The 22,326-nt window shown below is 48.1% G+C and carries 25 protein-coding genes; 19 read left to right on the forward strand and 6 right to left on the reverse strand.

Annotation, left to right across the window (positions count from 1 at the left end):
• The first annotated feature begins 42 nt into the window (after window positions 1-42).
• The 16 genes from pspA (at window position 43) to MN202_RS11525 (ending at window position 14,347) form a co-directional block, all read left to right on the forward strand.
• On the forward strand, window positions 43-714 hold the full coding sequence (pspA, locus tag MN202_RS11450) for a phage shock protein PspA (RefSeq protein ID WP_335736257.1): 672 nt from the start codon (window positions 43-45) through the stop codon (window positions 712-714).
• Window positions 715-737: 23 nt separating this feature from the next.
• Window positions 738-974: an envelope stress response membrane protein PspB gene (pspB, locus tag MN202_RS11455; protein ID WP_335736258.1), complete on the forward strand. Its 237-nt coding sequence runs from the start codon at window positions 738-740 to the stop codon at window positions 972-974.
• Window positions 967-1,383, forward strand: a complete 417-nt coding sequence (pspC, locus tag MN202_RS11460) for an envelope stress response membrane protein PspC (RefSeq protein ID WP_335736259.1) — start codon at window positions 967-969, stop codon at window positions 1,381-1,383. Before pspB ends, pspC begins: the two co-directional genes overlap by 8 nt.
• Before the next feature lie 16 nt (window positions 1,384-1,399).
• Window positions 1,400-2,779 carry a YcjX family GTP-binding protein gene (locus MN202_RS11465; protein ID WP_335736260.1) on the forward strand — a complete coding sequence of 460 codons (1,380 nt, stop codon included), beginning with the start codon at window positions 1,400-1,402 and terminating at the stop codon, window positions 2,777-2,779.
• Complete coding sequence (locus tag MN202_RS11470; RefSeq protein ID WP_335736261.1) at window positions 2,776-3,798, forward strand: TIGR01620 family protein; 1,023 nt, start codon at window positions 2,776-2,778, stop codon at window positions 3,796-3,798. The genes MN202_RS11465 and MN202_RS11470 overlap by 4 nt, the downstream gene beginning before the upstream one ends.
• A 108-nt stretch (window positions 3,799-3,906) precedes the next feature.
• Window positions 3,907-5,112 carry a trans-sulfuration enzyme family protein gene (locus MN202_RS11475; RefSeq protein ID WP_335736262.1) on the forward strand — a complete coding sequence of 402 codons (1,206 nt, stop codon included), beginning with the start codon at window positions 3,907-3,909 and terminating at the stop codon, window positions 5,110-5,112.
• A gap of 82 nt (window positions 5,113-5,194) precedes the next feature.
• Window positions 5,195-5,524 carry a hypothetical protein gene (locus MN202_RS11480; protein ID WP_335736263.1) on the forward strand — a complete coding sequence of 110 codons (330 nt, stop codon included), beginning with the start codon at window positions 5,195-5,197 and terminating at the stop codon, window positions 5,522-5,524.
• A gap of 230 nt (window positions 5,525-5,754) precedes the next feature.
• Window positions 5,755-6,555 (forward strand): phenylalanine 4-monooxygenase, encoded by an 801-nt coding sequence (gene phhA, locus MN202_RS11485; RefSeq protein ID WP_335736264.1) that lies wholly within the window; start codon window positions 5,755-5,757, stop codon window positions 6,553-6,555.
• An 8-nt stretch (window positions 6,556-6,563) separates the two neighbouring features.
• Window positions 6,564-6,905, forward strand: a complete 342-nt coding sequence (locus MN202_RS11490; RefSeq protein WP_335736265.1) for a 4a-hydroxytetrahydrobiopterin dehydratase — start codon at window positions 6,564-6,566, stop codon at window positions 6,903-6,905.
• Window positions 6,906-7,108: 203 nt separating this feature from the next.
• Window positions 7,109-8,671 carry a transcriptional regulator TyrR gene (gene tyrR, locus MN202_RS11495; protein ID WP_335736266.1) on the forward strand — a complete coding sequence of 521 codons (1,563 nt, stop codon included), beginning with the start codon at window positions 7,109-7,111 and terminating at the stop codon, window positions 8,669-8,671.
• Between the two features lie 213 nt (window positions 8,672-8,884).
• On the forward strand, window positions 8,885-9,958 hold the full coding sequence (gene hppD / locus MN202_RS11500) for a 4-hydroxyphenylpyruvate dioxygenase (RefSeq protein ID WP_335736267.1): 1,074 nt from the start codon (window positions 8,885-8,887) through the stop codon (window positions 9,956-9,958).
• Window positions 9,951-11,099, forward strand: a complete 1,149-nt coding sequence (locus MN202_RS11505; RefSeq protein WP_335736268.1) for a homogentisate 1,2-dioxygenase — start codon at window positions 9,951-9,953, stop codon at window positions 11,097-11,099. The genes hppD and MN202_RS11505 overlap by 8 nt, the downstream gene beginning before the upstream one ends.
• A gap of 2 nt (window positions 11,100-11,101) precedes the next feature.
• Window positions 11,102-12,118: a fumarylacetoacetate hydrolase family protein gene (locus tag MN202_RS11510; RefSeq protein ID WP_335736269.1), complete on the forward strand. Its 1,017-nt coding sequence runs from the start codon at window positions 11,102-11,104 to the stop codon at window positions 12,116-12,118.
• Window positions 12,119-12,339: 221 nt separating this feature from the next.
• Window positions 12,340-12,978 carry a maleylacetoacetate isomerase gene (gene maiA, locus MN202_RS11515; protein WP_335736270.1) on the forward strand — a complete coding sequence of 213 codons (639 nt, stop codon included), beginning with the start codon at window positions 12,340-12,342 and terminating at the stop codon, window positions 12,976-12,978.
• A gap of 178 nt (window positions 12,979-13,156) precedes the next feature.
• The gene (locus MN202_RS11520; RefSeq protein WP_335736271.1) at window positions 13,157-14,083 is read left to right on the forward strand and encodes a chemotaxis protein CheV; all 927 of its coding nucleotides are present in this window, start codon (window positions 13,157-13,159) and stop codon (window positions 14,081-14,083) included.
• Between the two features lie 57 nt (window positions 14,084-14,140).
• The gene (locus MN202_RS11525) at window positions 14,141-14,347 is read left to right on the forward strand and encodes a hypothetical protein (RefSeq protein WP_335736272.1); all 207 of its coding nucleotides are present in this window, start codon (window positions 14,141-14,143) and stop codon (window positions 14,345-14,347) included.
• A 2-nt stretch (window positions 14,348-14,349) separates the two neighbouring features.
• Here the strand turns inward: MN202_RS11525 and MN202_RS11530 are convergent, their stop codons facing one another.
• Genes MN202_RS11530 through gloB form a run of 3 tightly spaced genes read right to left on the reverse strand, consistent with a single transcriptional unit; the run spans window position 14,350 to window position 17,260 of the window.
• Complete coding sequence (locus MN202_RS11530) at window positions 14,350-14,820, reverse strand: hypothetical protein (protein WP_335736273.1); 471 nt, start codon at window positions 14,818-14,820, stop codon at window positions 14,350-14,352.
• 14 nt (window positions 14,821-14,834) lie between these two features.
• Window positions 14,835-16,436, reverse strand: a complete 1,602-nt coding sequence (locus MN202_RS11535; protein ID WP_335736274.1) for a LysM peptidoglycan-binding domain-containing protein — start codon at window positions 16,434-16,436, stop codon at window positions 14,835-14,837.
• A gap of 56 nt (window positions 16,437-16,492) precedes the next feature.
• Window positions 16,493-17,260 carry a hydroxyacylglutathione hydrolase gene (gloB, locus tag MN202_RS11540; protein WP_335736275.1) on the reverse strand — a complete coding sequence of 256 codons (768 nt, stop codon included), beginning with the start codon at window positions 17,258-17,260 and terminating at the stop codon, window positions 16,493-16,495.
• Between the two features lie 39 nt (window positions 17,261-17,299).
• Here gloB and MN202_RS11545 point away from each other — a divergent pair, with 39 nt between their 5' ends.
• Complete coding sequence (locus MN202_RS11545) at window positions 17,300-18,055, forward strand: methyltransferase domain-containing protein (RefSeq protein ID WP_335736276.1); 756 nt, start codon at window positions 17,300-17,302, stop codon at window positions 18,053-18,055.
• Here the strand turns inward: MN202_RS11545 and MN202_RS11550 are convergent.
• Both MN202_RS11550 and MN202_RS11555 read right to left on the reverse strand, forming a co-directional pair.
• Window positions 18,030-18,548 (reverse strand): GNAT family N-acetyltransferase, encoded by a 519-nt coding sequence (locus MN202_RS11550; RefSeq protein ID WP_335736277.1) that lies wholly within the window; start codon window positions 18,546-18,548, stop codon window positions 18,030-18,032. The genes MN202_RS11545 and MN202_RS11550 overlap by 26 nt on opposite strands.
• A 15-nt stretch (window positions 18,549-18,563) precedes the next feature.
• Window positions 18,564-19,097, reverse strand: a complete 534-nt coding sequence (locus MN202_RS11555; RefSeq protein WP_335736278.1) for a DUF2058 domain-containing protein — start codon at window positions 19,095-19,097, stop codon at window positions 18,564-18,566.
• A gap of 136 nt (window positions 19,098-19,233) precedes the next feature.
• Between MN202_RS11555 and MN202_RS11560 the strand changes: the two genes are divergently transcribed.
• Window positions 19,234-20,535: a DEAD/DEAH box helicase gene (locus MN202_RS11560; RefSeq protein ID WP_335736279.1), complete on the forward strand. Its 1,302-nt coding sequence runs from the start codon at window positions 19,234-19,236 to the stop codon at window positions 20,533-20,535.
• 268 nt (window positions 20,536-20,803) lie between these two features.
• Window positions 20,804-21,016: a cold-shock protein gene (locus tag MN202_RS11565; RefSeq protein WP_335736280.1), complete on the forward strand. Its 213-nt coding sequence runs from the start codon at window positions 20,804-20,806 to the stop codon at window positions 21,014-21,016.
• 87 nt (window positions 21,017-21,103) lie between these two features.
• Here the strand turns inward: MN202_RS11565 and dinB are convergent, their stop codons facing one another.
• A complete protein-coding gene (gene dinB / locus MN202_RS11570) occupies window positions 21,104-22,168 on the reverse strand; it encodes a DNA polymerase IV (RefSeq protein ID WP_335736281.1) in 1,065 nt (354 codons plus the stop codon).
• Between the last annotated feature and the right edge of the window lie 158 nt (window positions 22,169-22,326).

Genomic DNA, 22,326 nt, shown 5'->3' on the forward strand with positions numbered 1-22,326 from the left:
AGACAAGGTTGTACTTAACTAGTCAATCAAGAGGTAAACATTATGGGTATTTTTTCACGCTTCTCAGATATTGTGAATTCAAATATTAACGCCCTGTTAGATAAAGCCGAAGATCCGGAAAAAATGGTACGGCTGATTATTCAGGAAATGGAAGACACCTTAGTAGAGGTAAGGTCATCTTCGGCTAAAACCATTGCCGAGAAAAAAGAACTGCAGCGCGTAGTTAACCGCTTGCAGGAAGAAGCGTCTGACTGGCAGGCTAAAGCTGAGTTGGCACTGAGCAAAGAGCGTGACGACTTAGCCCGGGCAGCGCTGATTGAACGGCAAAAGGCCGCTGAACAAGCTGAAACGGTTGCTGCTGACATTGCGAATCTGGATGAACACATCAGCAAACTTCAGGATGAAGTGGCGCAATTGCAGGAAAAACTGGCAGATGCCAAAGCACGGCAGAAGTCGATGCTGATGCGTCAGAAAACAGTGGCGTCACGTCTGGAAGTGAAAAAGACACTGGACAGCAACCGCATCAACGATGCGATGTACAAGTTCGAGCGCTATGAACAAAAAATTGATACGCTGGAAGCTCAGGTTGAAGCCTATGATTTAGGTAAGAAAACTCTGAAAGACGAGTTTGCCGAACTGGCAGCACAGGACAAAATAGATAATGAGCTGGCTGCCTTAAAAGCTAAAGTGAATCAAAAAGATAAAGACGCCTGATCTTCAGGCGTTCAGGAGTCGACATGGAAATATCAGAGGTCATTGGCATCCCGTTTATACTGTTTATGATTTTTGTGGCACCTATCTGGGTCATAATGCATTACCGCAGTAAGAATAAAATGGGGCAGGGCTTGTCAGATCAGGAATTGACACAGTTAAACGATCTGGCTCAGCGGGCAGAGAAAATGGCAGACCGCATCAAAACGCTGGAAGCGATATTAGATGCGGAAAGTCCAAACTGGAGATCGCAGCATGACTAAGCTAAAACGTGAACTGCTGCGCGATGACGCCAATGGCAAGATTGCCGGCGTCTGCGCCGGAATAGCTGACTACTTTGGCTGGGAATTGTGGCTGGTACGCATAATCACCATATCTGCCTTTTTCCTGGGTGCTGGTGGCCTGGTGTTAGTACTGTACATTGCTGCCTGGGTAGTGTTAGAAAAAAAGTCCAAAGCCACCTTCAAAACCAGTACTACGGCTGACTTAAGCCCGCAAACGGAGAAGGTGGTAGAGGTAAAAACCCGGCTGTGGCAACGCGGTGAAGCCCCCAAAGATGCTTTACAGCATCTGAGCAGCCAGTTTAATGGCTTAGAGTTACGCTTACGCGATATGGAACGCCATGTAACGTCAGCTAAGTTTCAGTTAAACCGCGAGTTTAACAGCCTGTAGGGTATCTTGTAACCTGATGAGTTTATTGCAGAAAATCCAACAGCATAGGCACGATTTAACACATCGTGCCTTTGATCGTCATATTCGTCTTGGGGTAACCGGACTGAGTGGCTGTGGCAAAACCGCTTTTATCACTTCTTTGGTGCATCAGCTAACCCAGGGCGATTTGCCCGACAACCTGCCATTTTTTGATGTGGTGCGTGAACGCCGCTACCTGGGCGGTAAGCTGGCGTCACAGTTACCGGACATGCCGCGTTTCCCGCTGGAGCAAAATTTGCAATACCTGCAGCAACAGCCGCCACAGTGGCCGCCGTCGACCATCGGCAGTAGCCGTCTGGGGTTGCAGCTGCGTTATAAAGCTGCGGCGGGCATAAGGGCGCGGTTGCAGTCACACAGTGAGCTGGCGCTGGACATTATTGACTATCCCGGTGAATGGTTGTTGGACTTACCCTTGCTGGATATGAGTTACGCCCAGTGGTGTCAGTTCAGTTGGCAGTTATTCAGTCGAGAGCACCGGGCGGCGTTGACACAGCCATTTTTACAGCAGTTGCAAGACGCAGATTTAGCCAATGATGGCGAGCTGTACGTACAGCAGCTGACAGACAGCTATAAACAATTATTGCAGCAATACCATAATTTATCCGGTGCTTATTTAAACCAGCCCGGTCGTTTGTTGGTACCCGGTACTCTGGCCGGCGCTCCTATGTTGCAGTTATTTCCGCTGTTACCTGCGCAGGTTGAGCAAAACACGGCTCTGGTAGCAAAACTGACGCAGCACTACAACAGTTACTGCAAGCACGTCATTAAGCCGTTTTACCGCCAGTATTTTGCTTCGTTGGATCGTCAGGTGATCCTGGTAGATTGTTTGTCTGCATTAAATGCCGGTTTTGCGGCAACGATGGAATTACAGCAGGCGCTGCGGCTGATTTTACAGAGTTTTAATTATGGCCCGTCCAGCCTGCTAAACCGGTTGTTTACACCAAAAATCAGCAAAGTATTGTTCGCTGCCAGTAAAGCCGACCACGTTACGCCTGAGCAACATAAAGCGCTGACTCTGCTATTACAGCAACTGTTGCAGCAGCCGCTAAAACACAGCCAGTATCAGGCCGCCACGACAGAAGCGATGGCCATAGCGGCAATCCGGGCCAGCGACAGTGGCTTTGTCCGGCTTGATGGGCTGGCTCAGCCCTGCATCAGCGGTACCGATTTGGCACAGCAGGCTGTGACATATTTTCCGGGCGAAGTGCCATCATCCATCCCCGATCAGGCGTTGTTTAATCAACACAAGTTTGACTTTATCCCGCTGCGGCCTCTGCCGTGGCAGGATGGCCAGGCCTTGCCGCACGTGCGGATGGACCATGTATTGCAGTTTTTGCTGGGAGATAAATTACGATGAGCGAATTAAAACCAGCACAGCATTTTGACTGCCAGGGCGTTAAGGTTGAAACGTCAGCATTAAAACCCACTGAATTAAAACCAGCCGGTTATTACAATGACGACGATTTTGTCGCCGACAGTGGCTCTGCACCGGTAAAACTAAGTACGCCCAGCATGTGGTGGTGGCGTCTGACCGGCGTTACGCTGCTGGCTATAGTGCTGTTATCGGTCTGGCAATGGGGATTAACGCTGCAACAAAGCTGGCAACACAGCATACTGCAAGGCGCTCTGCTTAGCCTTATCAGCGCCTCCTTATTACTGTTGCTGGTGAGCGTGCTATGGCGCGAGTTAAAGCTATGGCGTCGATTGGCGCGTAACCGGCAGTGGCATCAGAGTGCACAGCGTATTCGTCATAGCGTGCAGTTTGGCGAAGCAGAACCATTATGCCGACAGATTGTTGCCAGTTTGCCGTCTACTCCGGCAATAACGGCGGCAGTGGCGCAATGGCAAAAAGCGCTGCAAGGGCAACATAGCGACGAAGAACAGCTGCAACTATTTGAACATTTTGTTTTGTCAGAGCTGGATAAGCAGGCGCAGCAGTTGGTGTACCGCGCCGCTACCGACACCAGTCTGGCGGTTGCCATCAGCCCTTTTGCCCTGGCTGATATGTTGCTGGTACTGTGGCGCGCCAGTCGTTTAATGCGTGAATTGGCGCAATTGTATGGTAGTGCTATCGGCCAACTGCGCAGCTTGCTGCTGATAAAGCGATTGCTGGCCGCTTTATTGTGGGCCGGAGGCTCAGAGCTGGCGTTGGATATGGCGTCGGATGTAATTGGTGGTGAGCTAACGGCGAAATTGTCAGCACGTGCTGGTCAGGGCGTGATCGCAGGTTTACTGCTGGCCAGGTTGGGTAATTTGGCACAGCAACAATTGCGGCCTTTGCCTGCCGGTAAAACAGCAAGGGTTAGCATTAAAACGCTTAGCGGCGCGTTATTACAGCGCTTTAACAGCTCAGTGCAAACTAAAGCTGACAGTTAAACCAGCTAAAACTTGCCGTTACAGACTGCAAGATGTCTGGCACGCTTCCATTACCAGTAGTTTCTGCTATTTGTTACTGCGACTTTAACTATCAGTAGCAGTAACTTTATGCATGACAATAATAAAAAAGCCGAAACCCTGTGTATTCACGCTGGGAAAGAAAAAAATCAACACGGTACTTTAGCCACACCGCTGTATCAAAGTTCTACCTTTATTTTCGATAACGCCGAGCAAGGCGCTGCCCGCTTTGCCGGTGAAGCGGAAGGTTACATATACACCCGGCTGGGCAACCCAACGACCCGCGAGTTGGAATTGAAAATAGCCGCATTGGAAGGCATGGCTGATGCGGCAGCTACGGCCACCGGCATGGGCGCAGTTGCCGCCAGTACTATGGCCTTTTTACAGCAGGGCGATCATCTGATTGCCAGTAAAGCCATCTATGGCTGCAGCTTTGCGTTGTTTAACCATATGTTTGCCCGTTATGGTATCGACGTCAGCTTTGTTGATATGACAGACCATGCCGCAGTTGAACAGGCTGTTAAGCCCAATACCAAAATGCTGTTTGCTGAAACGCCGATTAACCCAAATATGGTGGTGCTGGACCTGACTTTTATTGGTGATTTTTGCCGCCGTCATCAACTGATTTCGGTTATTGATAACACCTTTATGACGCCGTTGCTGCAAAAGCCGGCCGAATACGGCATCGATATCGTCGTGCATAGTGCGACTAAATATCTCAATGGCCATGGAGATGTGGTAGCGGGGCTGATTGTATCGGATGCCCAAACCATTAACACGATAAAACTGACCACATTAAAAGACATGGGGGCAACCATCAGCCCGCATGATGCCTGGCTGATTATCCGTGGTTTAAAAACCTTATCAGTACGGTTGGAACGCCATTGCAGTAACGCGCAGACAGTAGCGGAATTTTTACAGGCACATCCTGCGGTGCGCGATGTGTATTATCCTGGTTTGCCATCGCACCCTGGGTATAAATTTATTGGTAATCAAATGAAAGCGGCGGGTGGCGTGCTGGCGTTTGAGTTAAACGCCAACCTGGACGACAGTCGGTACTTTATCAATCAGTGTCGTTTGCTCAGTCTGGCGGTAAGCCTGGGGGATGCCGAATCACTGATCCAACATCCGGCGTCAATGACCCACAGCCCCTATACAGCAGAAGAGCGGCAAATGGCAGGTATCAGTGACGGCTTAATTCGTATATCGGTGGGTTTAGAGCACGTCGATGACATTATTGCTGACTTACAACAGGCGTTGCAGCAGATGCAAACCAGGCAGCAAAATTCAAACTGACAGCAGTAGCATTATGGTGAACTTAGACTAGTTTTAATGGGACGCGGCTGATTGCGTCGGTATTAAAATTCGAAGGATAACTATGAAAACGATAAAAACCTGTATGGTATTGTCTGCTGCACTGTTCATGGGAGCCGCCAATGCCGAAACTGATCAGGAAATGGTATATTCAACCGAGACCTACTGTTTACTAAGCAATGAAGGTGCTGAGCCGAACTATTTAGCCGCTTATGCTAAAAAGCTAGGTATGACGCCATCCAGAGCCATCTGTAATCATTTTAAACAAATTGTCGAGGAAAGCCGGCCGAAAGATTGGGATTACCCCGGCGGTCGTCCTTATCCTGGCAGCGTTATTCGACTATCGAAAAGTCAGATTGATTTATTAAAAGCCAGTAAAACAGCCAAGCAATAGCGACACTACCGGCACAGTGGCAGCTTTACGATGCCACTGTGCTCTGCCCGGCGCAGCCCTGTAATCCATTCTTTACGCCTGAACAGCTAACTAAATCTGCCAGCAGATTAACAGCTGCTTCACTATCGCTTAGTATCCGCCTTAACTAATTGCCTGCCGACATCATTATAACAACGCGGCAGCGGGCAAGCGGGACACTCCCGTATCACACTTTATTCAACAGGTTGTATATGAGTAAGTCGAGTAAGTACGTATCACGTCAGTCAGACGAAAATGGCTTTATTGCCTGGTCAGCTGAAGAAAATCAGATTTGGCATGAATTGATAAATCGACAGCTAAGTGTTGTTGAAGGCAGGGCTTGTAAGGAATACATGGCCGGGTTGGAAAAACTGCAGCTGCCAACCGATCGTATTCCGCAATTAGAAGAAGTCAGTAAAGTATTGCGCGCCACTACCGGTTGGGAATGCGCTGAAGTACCGGCCTTAATAAGTTTTGATAAGTTTTTTGAATTGCTGGCTAATAAACGCTTTCCGGTGGCGACTTTTATCCGTAGCCGCGAAGAGTTTGATTATCTGCAAGAGCCGGATATTTTTCATGAGATTTTTGGCCATTGTGCCATGCTAACCAACCCGGCGTTTGCCGAATTTACCCACATATACGGCAAATTGGGTTTAGCAGCCAGTAAGCAGGATCGTGTGTACCTGGCGCGGCTGTATTGGTTTACCATTGAATTTGGTTTGTTGAATACACCAGAGGGTTTACGAATTTATGGTGGCGGTATTTTATCTTCACCGGGTGAAACCCATTATGCGCTGGATTCTACCGTGCCAGAACGTAAAGTCTTTGATGCGCTGGATGTGCTGCGCACTCCATATCGAATAGACATTATGCAGCCTGTTTATTTTATGATTGACCGCATCGATCAGCTGTTTGATATAGCTCATCTCGATATGATGACGCTGGTAGAGCAGGCTAAAGCCCTGGGATTGCATGCACCGAAATTTCCACCTAAAGAAAAACAAGCAAGTTAGGAATAACCATGTCTGAATTAAAAACAATGCAATGTGAAGCGTGCAAAGCCGATGCACCTAAGGTATCTGACGCTGAGTTACCGGAGTTAATGCGTCAGATCCCTGATTGGACACCGCAGGTACGTGACGGCATTTTGCAGCTGGAGCGTGAGTTTAAATTTAAAAATTTTAAACTGGCCTGGGCGTTTCACAATAAAGTGGCAGAACTTGCCGAAGCAGAAGGCCATCACCCGGCGTTGTTGCTGGAATGGGGTAAGTTAACGGTGACCTGGTGGTCACACTCCATCAAGGGGTTGCATAAGAATGATTTTATCTGTGCGGCTAAAACTGACGCACTGCTAACTGTCTGACCTGCCGCGCTAATAAAGCACAGCAGCAGCTTGTTGGCAACTGTGCTATGTTGTTCTACTACTTTGTTTCATTCCGCTGTAACTGGTCGCATTCAACTGCGGATCACCGCATTTGTTCACATATCTTTACAAAACTGCTGGTCTGTTATTAGCATTATACCGTATTATGCAGCTCACTGTTTTCGTGCGGGACTTTTGCCTATATGCGATTAGAAATTCAATGTCAGAACCGGCTTGGGCTGGCGCAGGAAGTATTAAATGTACTGGTAAGTTATCAACTTGACCTGCGTGGGATTGAAGTTGATCCCGGTCTGGGTCGGATGTATGTATCTTTTCCGACGTTAAATTTTGAGAAGTTTCAGGAGCTAATGGCAAAGATGCGCCGCATCACCGGCGTTGAAGATGTGAAAACCACCGCTTTTTTGCCGTCTGAGCGCGAGCACAACGAACTGTCTACTTTACTTAAAACCTTACCCGATGGCCTGATTGCTATTGATAGCAAAGCCAATGTCACTGTTATTAATGATGCCGCGTTAGAGGTTTTGGCTGTCGCTTATGAAGCTATCGTCGGGCAATCACTACAGGGGATGGTGAAAGGGTTTAATTTTCAGCGCTGGCTTGAAGGTGACGACGTTCTGGCTCAAACCCGACGGTTGGAAATACACGGCAAGCGTTTTGTCGCCGATATATTGCCGGTAATGGTTCCAGATGAAACCGGTCATGAAATTCTGGCTGGCGCCGTGATTAACTTAAAATCTGAAAGCCGGTTGGGCCAGCATATGGTGGCGTTTAAAAAGGGCGATCAGGAGAGCTTTAATACCTTGCAGGCGCACAGCAATTTAATGCGCAAAGTGGTGCGTGAAGCGAAAAAAATGTCGCAGTTGGATGCGCCGATCCTGATCATGGGTGAAACCGGTACCGGCAAAGAACTGTTAGCACGGGCCTGTCATGCTGCCAGTAGCCGGTCGGGCAAGCCGTTTTTGGCACTGAACTGCGCCTCCTTGCCGGATAACGTCGCTGAGTCTGAATTGTTTGGTTATGGCGCCAATGCTTTCCCTGGTAGTTCTGACAGTAAAAAAGGCATTTTTGAACAAGCCAACGGCGGCACGGTATTTTTGGATGAAGTCGGCGAAATGTCGCATTCATTGCAAACCAAATTGATCCGCTTTTTGCAGGATGGCAGTTTTCGCCGTGTTGCCGATGAGAACGAAGTCAAAGTTGATGTGCGGGTGATTTGCACTACGCAAAAAGATCTGCCGGGAATGGTGCAGGAAGGTAAATTCCGCGAGGACTTATTTTACCGTCTGAATGTACTGACACTGGCTTTACCGGCACTGCGCGAACGCAAACAGGATGTGGTACCACTGGCTGAGTTTTTTATCGCCCGTTTTGCTGCCAGACAGGGGCGTAAAGCGCCGAAACTGACTGACAGTTGTGCCAGCTTTTTGCAAAGCTATCCTTGGCCGGGTAATGTGCGTCAGTTAGAAAATGCGCTATATCGGGCTATAACATTGTTAGATGGCTTCGAACTGGATAAAGAACACTTACAACTACCAAGCTACAACAATGATTTTGGCTATTTAGAGCAGGACTTTGACGGCACGCTGGACGAAGCGGTAAAGCGTTTTGAAGCGAATTTGCTGCGTAAGCTGTTTCCGGCCTACCCGAGTTCGCGCCAGCTGGCGAAAAAACTGGGTTTAAGCCACACCGCTGTTGCAAATAAACTGCGTGATTACGGCATAAATCGGAAGACTGTCAAAATTTAACTACACTTTGTGCAATAAACTGTACCTTTGTAAGGCTGCCAACTTGAGTTGGCGGCCTTTTTTGTTGCTAAATTAGCCAAAGTTACCAAATTGTATTGCCAACTTTACAAAAGTGCCTGTCAGCCCCATGTTCACTGCCTTCATTGGCCCTCTTCCTTTTTTTTCTGGCGCGCGCATTATTAGCGCCATCTAAGACGTAGCAAGGACAAGACAATGACAGATAAAATTAATCCGCTGGGAACTGATGGTTTCGAGTTTGTTGAATATACCGCTGCAGATGCCGACGGCATTCAGAAATTAAAAGAGCTGTTCTATTCATTAGGCTTTACTGAAGTTGCAAAGCACCGCTCAAAACAAGCCTGGCTGTATAAGCAGGGCGACATTAACTTTATCGTTAATGCTGAGCCTAACTCGCAGGCAGAAGAGTTTGCCCGGGTTCATGGCCCAAGCGTATGCGCTATGGCGTTCCGGGTTAAAGATGCTGCTCAGGCTTTAAAACATGCTGTTGCTAACGGTGCTAAAGAGTACAAAAACCAAATTGGTCCGATGGAGCTGAATATCCCGGCGGTGTATGGTATTGGCAGCAGCCTGCTGTATTTTGTTGACCGTTATGGTGCCAGTTCAGTGTATGACATTGATTTTAAATACTATGACAACTGGCAGGTCGACATGGCCAAACACGGCGTAGGTTTGGAAGTGCTGGACCACTTAACCCACAACGTAATGCGCGGCAATATGAATGTCTGGGCTGGTTTTTATGAAAATATCGGTAACTTCCGCGAAATCCGTTATTTTGACATTGAAGGCAAATTAACTGGCCTGGTGTCAAAAGCTATGACTGCGCCTTGCGGCAAAATTCGTATTCCAATTAACGAATCGTCAGATGATAAATCACAGATTGAAGAGTTTATCCGCGAATACAAAGGTGAAGGTATCCAGCATATCGCGCTGACCTCAGATAACATCTATGAAACCGTGCGTACCCTACGCAGCCGTGGCATGGATTTTATGCCAACACCTGATACCTATTACAACAAAGTAAACGACCGGGTAGTGGGGCATGACGAAGATTTAGATCAGCTGCGCGATTTACGTATTCTGATCGACGGCGCACCGATGAAAGACGGTATTTTGCTGCAAATTTTCACTAAAACGGTAATTGGTCCGGTGTTTTTTGAAATTATTCAGCGCAAAGGCAATGAAGGCTTTGGCGAAGGTAACTTTAAAGCACTGTTCGAATCGATTGAAGAAGATCAAATTCAGCGCGGAGTGTTAAGCAATGCGTAAATGGGCATCGTTTCCGTTAAAGGAAGGAGATGTATCAAGACAGGCGCATGCCGACTTTCCGGAGCAGGCGATTTATGAGCGCGAAACGGGCCGCAGCGGATTTTTTGGTCCGGCCACGCACTTTCATCATCGTCATGCGCCAACCGGCTGGACGGACTGGCAAGGCCCTTTGCGACCGCATCTGTTTAATTTTAATGACATAGGTGCAGACAGCTCGAATTCGCCATGGGCGGTACCCAATTTGCTGTTTAATGCGCATTGTAAGATGCGCACCTGGCGTTTAAACGACAAAATGAGCAAACTGGTGCGTAATGCTGATGGCGACGAGCTGCTGTTTATCCATGAGGGCAGTGCTGAGCTGTATTGCGACTACGGCCATATGACAGTGCGCGACGGCGATTACATTGTTATTCCGCGCTCTACCATGTGGCGGCTGGAGCCAAAAGAGCCGATGTTTATCCTGTTGGTTGAAGCTACTAACGACAGCTATCAGCTGCCGGAAAAAGGCCTGGTAGGCAACCACGCAATTTTTGACCCGGCGATGCTGGATACGCCAAAAATTGACGATGCTTTTAAAGCGCAATATAGCGAACAGCAATGGCAGGTAGAGGTAAAACGTCATGGCCAGGTATCGGTCATTACTTACCCGTATAACCCGTTGGACGCCATTGGCTGGCATGGTGATTTAGCGGTAATGCGCATTAACTGGCGTGATATCCGACCGCTGATGAGCCACCGCTATCATTTGCCGCCGTCAGCGCATACTACCTTTGTGGCGCAGCGCTTTGTGGTGTGTACCTTTGTACCCAGACCGATTGAAAGTGATCCGGGGGCATTAAAAGTACCGTTTTATCACAACAATGACGATTATGATGAAGTGTTGTTTTACCATGCCGGTGACTTTTTCAGCCGCGATAATATTGAAAAAGGTATGGTTACTTTCCATCCGGCTGGTTTCACCCATGGCCCGCATCCAAAAGCCTTTGCGGCAGGACGGGAGTATAAAAAGAAATTTACCGATGAAGTGGCGGTAATGCTGGATACCCGCGATGCGCTGGAGATTGGCGAAGCCGCTTTGGCCACCGAAAACCCGGAATATGTGAATAGCTGGAAAGTTAAACCTGAGCAGGCTAAGGAATAATAATGAAGTTAGCAAGTTTAAAAAATGGCAGCCGTGATGGCTTGCTGGTGGTCGTCAGCCGTGATTTAAGCCGCTGCGTGGCAGTACCGGCGGTAGCTGCAACGATGCAACAACTGCTGGATAGCTGGAGCCGGCTAAGCCCGGCACTGCATGAAGTCTATCAGGCACTGAACAATGGCAAAGTAGACGGCGAAATGGCGTTTGACGAAGCGCAGTGCGAATCACCTTTACCCCGCGCTTATCAGTGGGCAGACGGCAGTGCTTATGTTAACCATGTCGAGCTGGTACGCAAGGCGCGTAACGCGGAAATGCCGCCAAGCTTCTGGACCGATCCATTAATGTATCAGGGCGGTTCAGATGATTTTATCGGCCCGCGCGACCAGGTAGAAGTGGTAAGTGAAGACTATGGCATTGACTTTGAAGGTGAAGTTGCCGTTATTACCGATGACGTAGCAATGGCCTGCAGTGCTGACGAAGCGCGCAGTAAAATCCGTTTGCTGATGTTGGTAAATGACGTGTCGCTGCGGGGGCTTATTCCAAACGAGCTGGCTAAAGGCTTTGGCTTCTTCCAGTCTAAACCGGCGTCGGCTTTTAGTCCGGTTGCGGTTACACCGGATGAGTTGGGCGACAACTGGCGTGATGGCCGGGTGCATTTGCCATTGTTGTCTACTTATAATGGTAAACTGTTTGGTAAACCAAACGCCGGTATTGATATGACGTTCGATTTTGGCCAGTTAGTTGCCCATGCGGCCAAAACCCGTAATTTAGGCGCTGGTGCGGTTATAGGGTCGGGCACAGTATCGAATAAGCAGGGTACCGAATATGGTACTGCTGTTGATGAAGGCGGTGTCGGGTACAGCTGCATTGCTGAAATCCGTATGATTGAGACCATTCGCGATGGCAAGCCGTCGACCTCTTTTATGAAGTTTGGCGATACCATCCGCATGGAAATGCTGGATGCAGAGGGCAACAGTATCTTTGGTGCCATCGACCAGCAAGTGGTGCAATATAAAGCTTAACCTTTAGCAAGCGGATGCGAATGTACTTTTTTCTGCGACTGTTGCAGGCCAGGATGGCGTGACAAAGGCGCCACGAGCGGATTTAGACAGCGTCGCTGGCCGCAACGGTGGGTTTCAGGGATGAAACTCATTAACAGCCCTCAGGATGGGGTTACGGCGAGTCGCAGAAAAAATATACGCAGCCGCCGCGTATTCGAAGCTTGGTATCTTAAGGACTTGCAATGAAACTTTACGGCTATTGGCGCTCTTCAGCAGCCTATCGCGTGCGCATAGCGCTGAATTTAAAGCAGCTGAGTTTTGAAAACCTGCCGGTACATCTGGTAAAAAATGGCGGCGAGCAACACAGTGACAGCTATAAAGCATTAAACCCGTCTGAGCTGGTGCCAACCCTGGTTGATGGCGATATCAGCCTTAATCAATCGTTAGCGATTATTGAATATCTGGACGAGATGTATCCCAGTCCGGCTTTATTGCCGCAAGACAGCGCAACTAAGGCTCAGGTACGGGCTCTGGCGTTGGACATTGCCTGTGATATTCATCCGCTGAACAACTTGCGGGTATTGCAGTACTTAAGCGGCCCGCTTGCCGTCACTGACGCTGCCAAAAATGATTGGATAAAACACTGGCTGCGCACTGGTTTTACTGCAGTGGAACAGCGACTACGCCAGAGTGCAGGACAGTATTGTTTTGGCGATGAGGTTACACTGGCAGATATTTGTTTAGTACCACAAGTGTATAACGCTCAGCGTTTTGCCCTCGATATGGCCGCGTTTCCCACTATTATGGCTGTGCAGCATAATTGCCTGCAATTGGCCGCCTTTGCGTTAGCTGCGCCGGAGCAGCAACCGGACGCCCAATAGCCTTACAACTAACATGCCGGTTTTACGACCGGCATTGTTGTTTCACGCCGTTTAACTAGACGATTAGCTAATGTCACCTATGCTTATAAAAAGCCGGGTATCCTTGTGTGTTCTGCTGGCATCTTGGTTATACTGGCATTATCCTAATTAAGCATTTGCTCAAAAAAAGGCGAGAATTATGAGTAATTTAATGGCATCAGTGAACCAGCGTACTAATTTGGTCGGACAAAACCGACTTGAGTTGCTGTTATTCAGGCTGCATGGTGAACAACGTTTCGGTATAAACGTTTTCAAAGTTCGTGAAGTCATTCAGTGTCCTGATTTAACTGATATGCCAGGCTCTCACCCTTGTGTCCGTGGTATTGCCCATTTGCGTGGTGTACCGGTGATGGTTATTGATATGAGTCAGGCCACCGGCGGCAAACCGCTGCAGGATCTGAAGTCCGCCTATATTCTGGTTACTGAGTACAACCGCAATACACAGGGGTTTTTAGTCGGTGGTGTTGATCGCATTGTTAACTTGAACTGGGAGCAGATACAGTCGCCACCGCAAGGTTCCGGTAAATCACATTATCTGACTGCGGTAACCGAAATTGATAAAAAGTTGGTGCAAATTCTCGATGTTGAAAAGGTGTTTGCTGAGATTTGTCCGGTGAATGAAGAAGTGAGTGACAGTGTAAAACAACAGGCATCCGCGGTTGATTTATCACAGATCACAGTTTTAGTGGCAGATGATTCAGCCGTGGCCCGCAACCAGGTTAAACGTGCTCTGGCCGCAATTGGCGTCAAGGTAGAACTGGCGAATGACGGCAGTGAAGCTTTGCAGTGGTTAATGCGAAAATCAGAAGAGTTGGGTGACAACTTTGCCCAACAAATACCGTTATTAGTGTCTGATATCGAAATGCCCAAAATGGATGGTTACACCCTGTGTAGTGAAATTAAGTCGAATGAAAATTTACGCAAAATTCATATTATTTTGCATTCGTCTTTAAGCGGGGTATTTAACCAGGCGATGGTCACCAAAGTGGGGGCCGATCAATTTATTGCAAAATTTCACCCGGACGAGCTGACATCAGCAGTACAAAAATGGATTAACGCCGGCTGATGCCGGCAGGTTAAGCTAAAGCCTTAAAGCGCAGCAGCGTAGTAGTAAGTGGTAAAAATGATGTTATTACATGTACCGAAGAGGTGGTTAAACCGGGGGTTGCTATACGCCGGCATATTTGGTGTGGTATTTCAGCTTTGTGCTGCGATATTTATGCTCTGGCACGGTTTGGTATTTTATTCCGGTTGGTGGCTTACTTTGCTGGCACCGCTATTATGTATTGGCTCGGGTGTAGTGCCGGCTTTGCAACTGCAAAAAGAGTAAGCTTAGCGTCGCGGCTTAAACATACCTTCTACCCGCACATCTTTGATGCCATTTTCGGTAAACAAAAAATTGATCTGGCCTGGCCCACGGCTAAACTGATAGCGCTCGTCATTTAACTGCAGAATAAAGTTGCCCTTGGAGTTGGCTTCAGGATCCTGAAACAAACGTATGTGATACTGCTCTATTTGCAGTTCAAAGCTCAGCAGGGGTTCGTTAATAAAATCAGGTACCCAGACTTGCTTGTCATCTTGCAGTATCAGTGACAGTGAGTATTTTTGCGGTACCGTATGTACATCGAGGCTGTAACGGCCAACGATAAAACGATAAGTACCATCCTGACGGAAAAAACTAAAGCCGAAATCAAAAACTTGCTCGCTGCCATTTACCAGCGAGACTTTTCCTTCGCCGTCAATGTCAAACTGCGCTTGTACTGGCATGGTAAATAACAGTGCAGCAAGCAACCAGGATCTCATTTTCGCCTTCCGTGTTATACCTGCGTCAGGCCGACAATTAATTTAAGTTGTTGACCAGGCTGCAAGTAATTGTTGGTATCAATTTGATTCCATTTAACAATATCTGACACACTGACACTAAAACGTTGTGCAATCCGCGCCAGTGAGTCGCCTTTGCGCACTTTATAAGTTACCGTGCGCGAAATACCAACACTGCGGCTGTCAGACGTAGTTTGTTCTACTATCACCAACTTTTGTCCTGGGCGCAGCGGTGCGCGTTGCGCTATGCCATTCCATTTAGTCAGTTGCTCGACACTGACTTTATGCTCACGGCTGATATCCCATAAGGTGTCACCTTGCTGTACAGTATAGGTCAGCTTGTTGCCTGTTGTCTGTTGCTGGGCACGCGCTATACGATTAGCAGAGCTTAGCTCATAGTCGGATATATCTGATGATGCGGTTGGGATCAGCAAATGCTGGCCCAGGCGAATGGTATTGCTTTTAAGTTTATTAATACGCTGAATGGCATCTGTACTGGTGTTATGGGCTCTGGCTATTTTGCCCAGGGTATCACCTTTGGCAATAGTGTAGCGTTTGAAACGTACCCAGCTCTGGCTTGGCGTTTGCACCAGTTTTTGTTGAAATCCGGCTACGCTATGCTGGGGCAGGGCGAGGTAGTGTGGCCCGTCAGGATCGGTAGCCCACTGATTAAATCCCGGGTTAAGTGCCTGCAGCTCAGACACATTTAAACCGGCTAAGTCGGCGGCTATGGCTAAATCAATTTGGGCACCGACATCTACTACGGCGATCTTCGGCTCGTTGGCAATAAATTTCCAAACGATGTCAAAATCATCCGGCCGTTTTAATATGTCAACCAATGCCAATAGCTTTGGCACATAAGCTGTGGTTTCTGCCGGTAAATCAAGTGACCAGAAATCGGTAGGTAACCGCTTCTGTTTGTTGCGTTTGATGGCAGCTAAAATACGACCTTCGCCAGAATTATAGGCCGCGATGGCATTTAACCAATCTCCTTCGAGCCGGTCATGTAAAAACTGCAGGTAGTCCAGTGCCGCCCGGGTTGAAGCAATAACGTCACGCCGGCCGTCATACCAAAAGTTTTGCTTTAAACCAAAGCGTTTGCCTGTCGCCGGCATAAATTGCCACATGCCGGCAGCCGCTGCGTGCGAGTAGGCAAAAGGATCAAAAGCACTTTCAACTATGGGTAGCAATGCCAGCTCAAGCGGCATATTGCGTTTTTCGATTTCCTGGACGATAAAATATAAAAACGGTTGCGCTCTGCCAGCAACACGGTCCAGGTAAGCCTGATGCCGGCTGTAAAAATTGCGTTGCTCGACGATTGGTCTTGTTTGAGGTACAGTGAAGGTCAGCTGCATCTGAATACGTTGCCACAGATCTTCCAGTTCAGTTGCATCCGGTTGCGGCGCTTCATCTAACGTTGCGTCCGTACCGGCTAACAATCTCAGTGCTACTTGTTGGGCTGAGGCTGCGTTGTGATGAAAATCTGCCGTTGATTTGGGGCTGTTTTTTGCCGTTGGACTGGCGTCGTCTGGTGTACTGGTGCTGACACAGCCGGAAAGTAAAGCAACTAAAACTGCAGCAGATAATCTGTTTGACATCACGTAATTCCACTTCTAAAAAACCGAATGTTACCTGTTCGGCAACTGATTGCAAGTCAACCGGTAAACTGATCTTTTGCCCGTCTGATTGCCGTAAACAGCTCCAACGCAGATCCTTGCCGCCAGGCTTGTTGTAAATCTTTGTTATTACACCGTAAAAACGGATTAACTTGTTTTTCTTTTGCCAGCAGCGCAGGCAAAGTTGGCTGACTTTGCTGGCGTAAAGTCTGGCACAGCGCCGCATATTCCAGCAGATCTTGATTATTGGGCTCGACGGTTAAGGCAAACCTGATATTTGCCAATGTATATTCATGGCTGCAGTACACTAGGGTGTCGTCCGGTAAGGACTGCAATAGTGTTAAAGATTGCCACATCTGCTGCGGACTGCCTTCAAATAAACGACCGCAACCCACGCTAAACAGCGTATCGCCACAAAACAGTACCGGCGCTGAATAAAATGCAATGTGGCCCAGAGTGTGGCCAGGTACTGCGCTAACTTTAAAACGGATATCCAGCTTGGTTATATCAACTTCATCACCATCGCTTACCCATTCGTTCAGATCGGCTATACGTGACACTTCAGCTTTGGGGCCGATAACACGTACTTCAGGAAAGGCCCGACGCAGTGCGGCTATACCCGCTATGTGGTCCCGGTGATGATGGGTAACGAGTATCGCGTGCAGAATTTTGTTTTCGGTTGTCAGAAAGTGTTGCACGGCATCGGCATCGCCCGGGTCGACAATCAGGCAAAATGGCGAGCCGGGCTGACAGCAAGCCCAAATATAGTTATCCTCAAATGCCGGTATAGGTGTAATCTGAAGCATAATGATGTTCTGTGAAATTCAATCTGGTAACAATGTAGCATGAAACCGGCACTGAGCGAAAAAGACCACATAGTGCCCTCGGGTTGGCGTCAATTTCGCCAGGGCGATGCGCTGTCTGCAGCTATAGTGGCGCAGTTGGCACCCTGGTGGCAGCAGATATTTGGTTATTACCTGTTGAAGGTTGGCGACCTGAGCTGTGAAATTGATACCAGTGCCAGTAAGGTTCAGCAGCATATTGCCATTGGTAACCAAAGCCCCGCGGCGATGTTACGGGCGCAGCCCGATGCTTTACCTGTCAGCGGTAATAGTGTCGATGCAGTTTTACTGAGCCATTGTCTTGAATTTTCAGCCGATCCTCATCATGTTGTCCGTGAAGCACACCGGGTGTTACTGTCTGATGGTTACTTGCTGCTTACCGGTGTAAACCCATACAGTGCTGTGGGTTTAATGAAGGCATGGCCACCCTGTCGCAGCCGCTATCCCTGGCAGGGACGATTTTTTAGTGCATCGCGTGTTATTGACTGGCTGCACCTGGTTGGCTTTGAAGTGTTAGCTGAACAGCGTTTTTTCTGCTCGGCGTTGTTAGCCGAACAACACGATAACAGCCGCTATCAACACTGGCTCGAGCGTTATTTGAGCTTTGTTGGCAGCAGTTATTTGTTGGTAGCCCGTAAACGCGAACTCCCGCTTACTCCGGTAAGACCAAAATGGCAACCTGAGCCGGCATTTGCTCAGTCAGTTAAAGGCGTCAGTGCGCGTCAGGGGGCAGTTAACACTGACTCAGGTAGTTGTTAGCCAACACTGCGGCCTGGTCAGCATTTAATGTCATAAAGAATAACCGTGCATTTTCAGCTTCCGGTGGCTCTGTGACAGCAAAGCCCATTTTACGGTAAAGTTCGACTGCAATCTGGTTGTGCCGGTGCACGTACAACGAAAATGGCCGAGACGGCTGCTGCCGCGCTTTAATAAACAATTCACATAACAGCGTTTTAGCCAGGCCCTGCCCGCGACAACCCGGTGCAATAATCAGACGGGCAAGATGATGGCAGCCGAAACGATCACAAATTTGACCGAAGCCAACTAAGTTCGCGGTATCGGCGTCAATAAGACTGTAGCTGTCTGTCGCGGGGCGGTTTAACAGTGATAAAAACAGTTGCTCAGTGCAGGGATAGGTAAAGTTATCACCGCCCCAGCTATGCTGTTGCCCGGCATTATTAAACCAGCTTTGTAATTGCCGCATTTCGCTGATGCTGGCCTGCACCAGTTGCGTAGGTCGCTGTATTGCCATAGCTGAGTTAATGGGTTACCACATTAAATCGTCTGGGATCTGGTAATCAGCGTAAGGGTCGTCTTCGTTGACTTGCTGCTGCTTTACATTCAGTACAATAATGCTATCGCTCTGACGTTGTTGAATTTTTTCTGCAACTGCAGCAGGTACCAGCGCATATTGTTCGTCTTGCTTGGCGATAGCCAGTAAACCCCGGCTTAGCTCGTCATGTAGCTTGTTGTTCACATATATGCGTTTAACCAGTTTGCCATCAGTAAAGTTATAGGCCACGTCACCCTGCGCTTTAATAGTGTTGTTATTTATGAGCTGTCGAACCTGAGCGGCGATAGCTTTTTTTTGCAACTCGGCTTGTTTTTGCTGATTAAGCTCTCTGTCACGTGCGACCTGTTGTTGCCGGGTTTGCTCTGCCAGCACACTGGCTTCGTTGACCACAGCTTTATTTTTACCGGCCTGTACTTTTTCCTGATGTTTGGCTTTTTTAACGGCTTTTAACTTTTTGGCGTCCGCCAGGCCGGCTTTTAATAATTGCTCTTTTAACGCGTTACTCATGTAGTGTCCTATAGTACTGTCACGCTTGGTAATGCGCTTATAGTAGCGCAAAGCCCGCTGTTGGAGAAATCAAACTAACGCGATGGCGCTGCATCGGTTATCATATAGCGGTTAATGCCGTTTTTTGAGGTTTCCTTTGTTTACTGATTTATCGCTTGATCCACGCTTATTGCGTTCTGTGCAGCACTTGGGTTTTGACAAACCTACTGAGATCCAACGCGAAGCTATACCTGCAGTAATGGTAGGGCGTGATCTTATTGTGTCGTCGCAAACCGGCTCTGGTAAAACCCTGGCTTATTTACTGCCGATGATGCAACGGTTATTAAAAAGCCGGCCGTTGTCAAAACGCGATGCGCGGGCATTAATACTGGCGCCCACTCGTGAGTTGGCAAAACAGGTGTATGCTCAGCTCAGGTTATTTGTGGCGAATACGCCACTGACCTCTGCGCTGATTGTCGGTGGAGAAAACTTTAATGATCAGGAAAAACTGCTCAAGCGCGAACCTGACATTGTCGTGGCGACGCCGGGACGTTTTGCTGATCATCTGGAACACAAGTCGGTATTTATCAACGGTCTTGAAGTACTGATCCTGGATGAAGCAGATCGCATGCTGGATTTGGGCTTTATGCCACAGCTGAGCATGATCAATAAAGCGGCAGATCATCGGCTGCGTCAGACATTACTGTTTTCAGCAACACTGGACCATGCCGAAGTCAGCGAACTGGCACTGACGCTATTGAAAAACCCCTATCGGGTAGCCGTAGGAACCAGTTATCAGCAGCATCAGGACATCCGGCAGCGCTTTTATATGGCAGACAATTTAAGCCATAAAGAAGCCTTGTTAAGTCATTTTCTGCAACAGGAAGCGATAAATCAGGTCATTATTTTCACCGCAACCCGCTCCGATGCGGAGCGTTTACCGGCATTGTGTGAAACTTTAGGTTTAACCGCGGTCAGTTTAAGTGGTCAACTAAGCCAGGTCGCCCGTAACAGCGTAATGCAGGCGTTTTCAGCAGGTAAATATCAGGTGCTGGTGACGACTGATTTAGCCTCACGCGGGCTGGATTTATTACAGGTATCGCACGTACTGAATTTCGATTTACCCAAACATGAAGAAGAGTATATTCACCGTATTGGCCGCACAGGCCGGGCTGGGCATAAAGGTGATGCTATTTCTTTAGTGGGGCCCAAAGATGCACCAGCGCTGCAGCGAATAGAAGCACTATTGCGCACTCCGGTTGAGTTTAGCCAGATAGCCGGATTAGAAGCAAAAAAAGATATTCGCCAGCTGGCAGTGGTAAAAACCAAAACAGCAGTAAAGAAAAAAGCACCTGCTAACAGTATTACTGCGAAAAGCCCGAAGAAGCCGGTTAAAACCAAGCCGGCTTTCTTTGAAGGCGGAGATGATGGATTGGCGCCGGTTAGACGGAAAAAATAATTACACTTTCTGGTTATTTTTTCAGCATTAATGCTGCTACACTAAAATTGTGTGTTCAGCCAGGCTGATTACACAGGGTTATCAGCCTTAGTGTCAGTTGGCTGATACGGCCACAGAGAATTTTTTTTCTGTTCAGTTAGCCAGCTTATTGACCCTTCATAATGCTTAACTGATAATGAAGGCGAAAATATGTACTTGCTACCTGATATGGCCGGTAATATTTAAGACGCCAGCACACTGGCAAAATTAGTTAATGTAAGAGAGTGTTATGTCACAGTTAATTTCCGGTTCGGTTAAATGGTTCAACGATGAGAAAGGTTACGGTTTCCTTGAGCGTGAAGGTGGCAAAGATGTATTTGTTCACTTCCGTGCGATCAATGGTACCGGCCGTAAGGTGTTAGTTGAAGGTCAGAAAGTGACTTTCGAAGTCACCGAAGGTCAGAAAGGCCCTCAGGCTGAGAACGTAACTGTAATCGGATAATTCCGGTCAGGTTAGCGTAAAACCGGCTTTTGGCCGGTTTTCTGTTTTCTGGCCCTGCCTTAGTCGCTGCTATAAATCACAGATACATTAAAATGGCAGAGAGAGTTGCTGTAAAGCATTCGTTTTAAAGCCAATTTGTAAGCCTATTAACCTAACGCCTTGTTCAGAACGTCTTTGCCAGGCTTCATCTAACAATGGCAATAGTTTATCCAGTTGTAATGGCTGGCCCTGTTTTTCTACCGTAGTTTGACGAAAATCACTGAATTTAAGTTTAACGCCCACTTTTTGCACCGGCGTCAGCCGCCCGGCGGCAGTATTGCTGTAATGGTCCAAGCGGCGTTGCAGTTGAGGTAATAGTTGGCTTAAGGTTTCAACGCACTCGGTATACTGGGTTAAATCATGTTCTAAGGTACGCTCTACGCCGAGCGATTTGCGTTGTTCATTGCAACAGACAGCCCGCTCGTCAATGCCCTGGCTGCGCTTAAGTAAATTATCGGCTTGAGCGCCAAAATGTTTTATCAGCAGTGGCAGCGGGGCAGCTGCAATATCGGCACAGTTGTGTAGCCCAAGCAGGCTTAGCCGTTCAGCTGTTTTTACGCCAACGCCGGGCAAACGTTGCAATGGCAAGCGCTTAACAAACTCACTGACTTCAGCTGGCGTAATAACAAACAGGCCATCGGGCTTATTTTCGTCGCTGGCAATTTTGGCCAAAAATTTGTTTGGTGCCACACCGGCAGAGGCCGTCAGACCCGTTTCTAAAAAAATGTTGCGGCGAATATCATCGGCAATACGGGTAGCACTGCCCTGAAACAACGTGCAGTCAGTGACATCCAGATAGGCTTCATCCAGAGATAGTGGCTCAATTTGATCGGTGTAACGGGCAAAAATAGCGCGAATTTGTCGGCTTGCAGCAACGTATTTATCCATATTGCCGCTTAATAGTGTCAGTTGCGGGCACAATTTCAGCGCCTGGCCAGTTGGCATAGCTGAGCGCACACCATAGGCGCGGGCAGGGTAATTGCAGGTAGAAATAACACCACGTGCCTGGCGTGCTCCACCGATGGCTAGCGGCAGGTGTTTTAGCGCCGGGTTATCGCGCATTTCTACCGCAGCAAAAAAGCAATCCATATCAATATGTATTATTTTGCGCATTGGCTTACCATTGCTGTGTATATATACAGTATGTTAGGTGGTATTGTGTTGATTGTAAAGTGTGCGCCACAGCAGCGTAGCGATGACAGCAAGGCTTTTTTATCAGCAGACGTTTAGATGGCTAAATTCTAAGTGCATAAAGGTTTTTTTAGCGGTAG

Origin of the sequence: Rheinheimera muenzenbergensis (assembly GCF_036984005.1) — a bacterium.
GTDB classification, from domain to species: domain Bacteria; phylum Pseudomonadota; class Gammaproteobacteria; order Enterobacterales; family Alteromonadaceae; genus Alishewanella; species Alishewanella muenzenbergensis.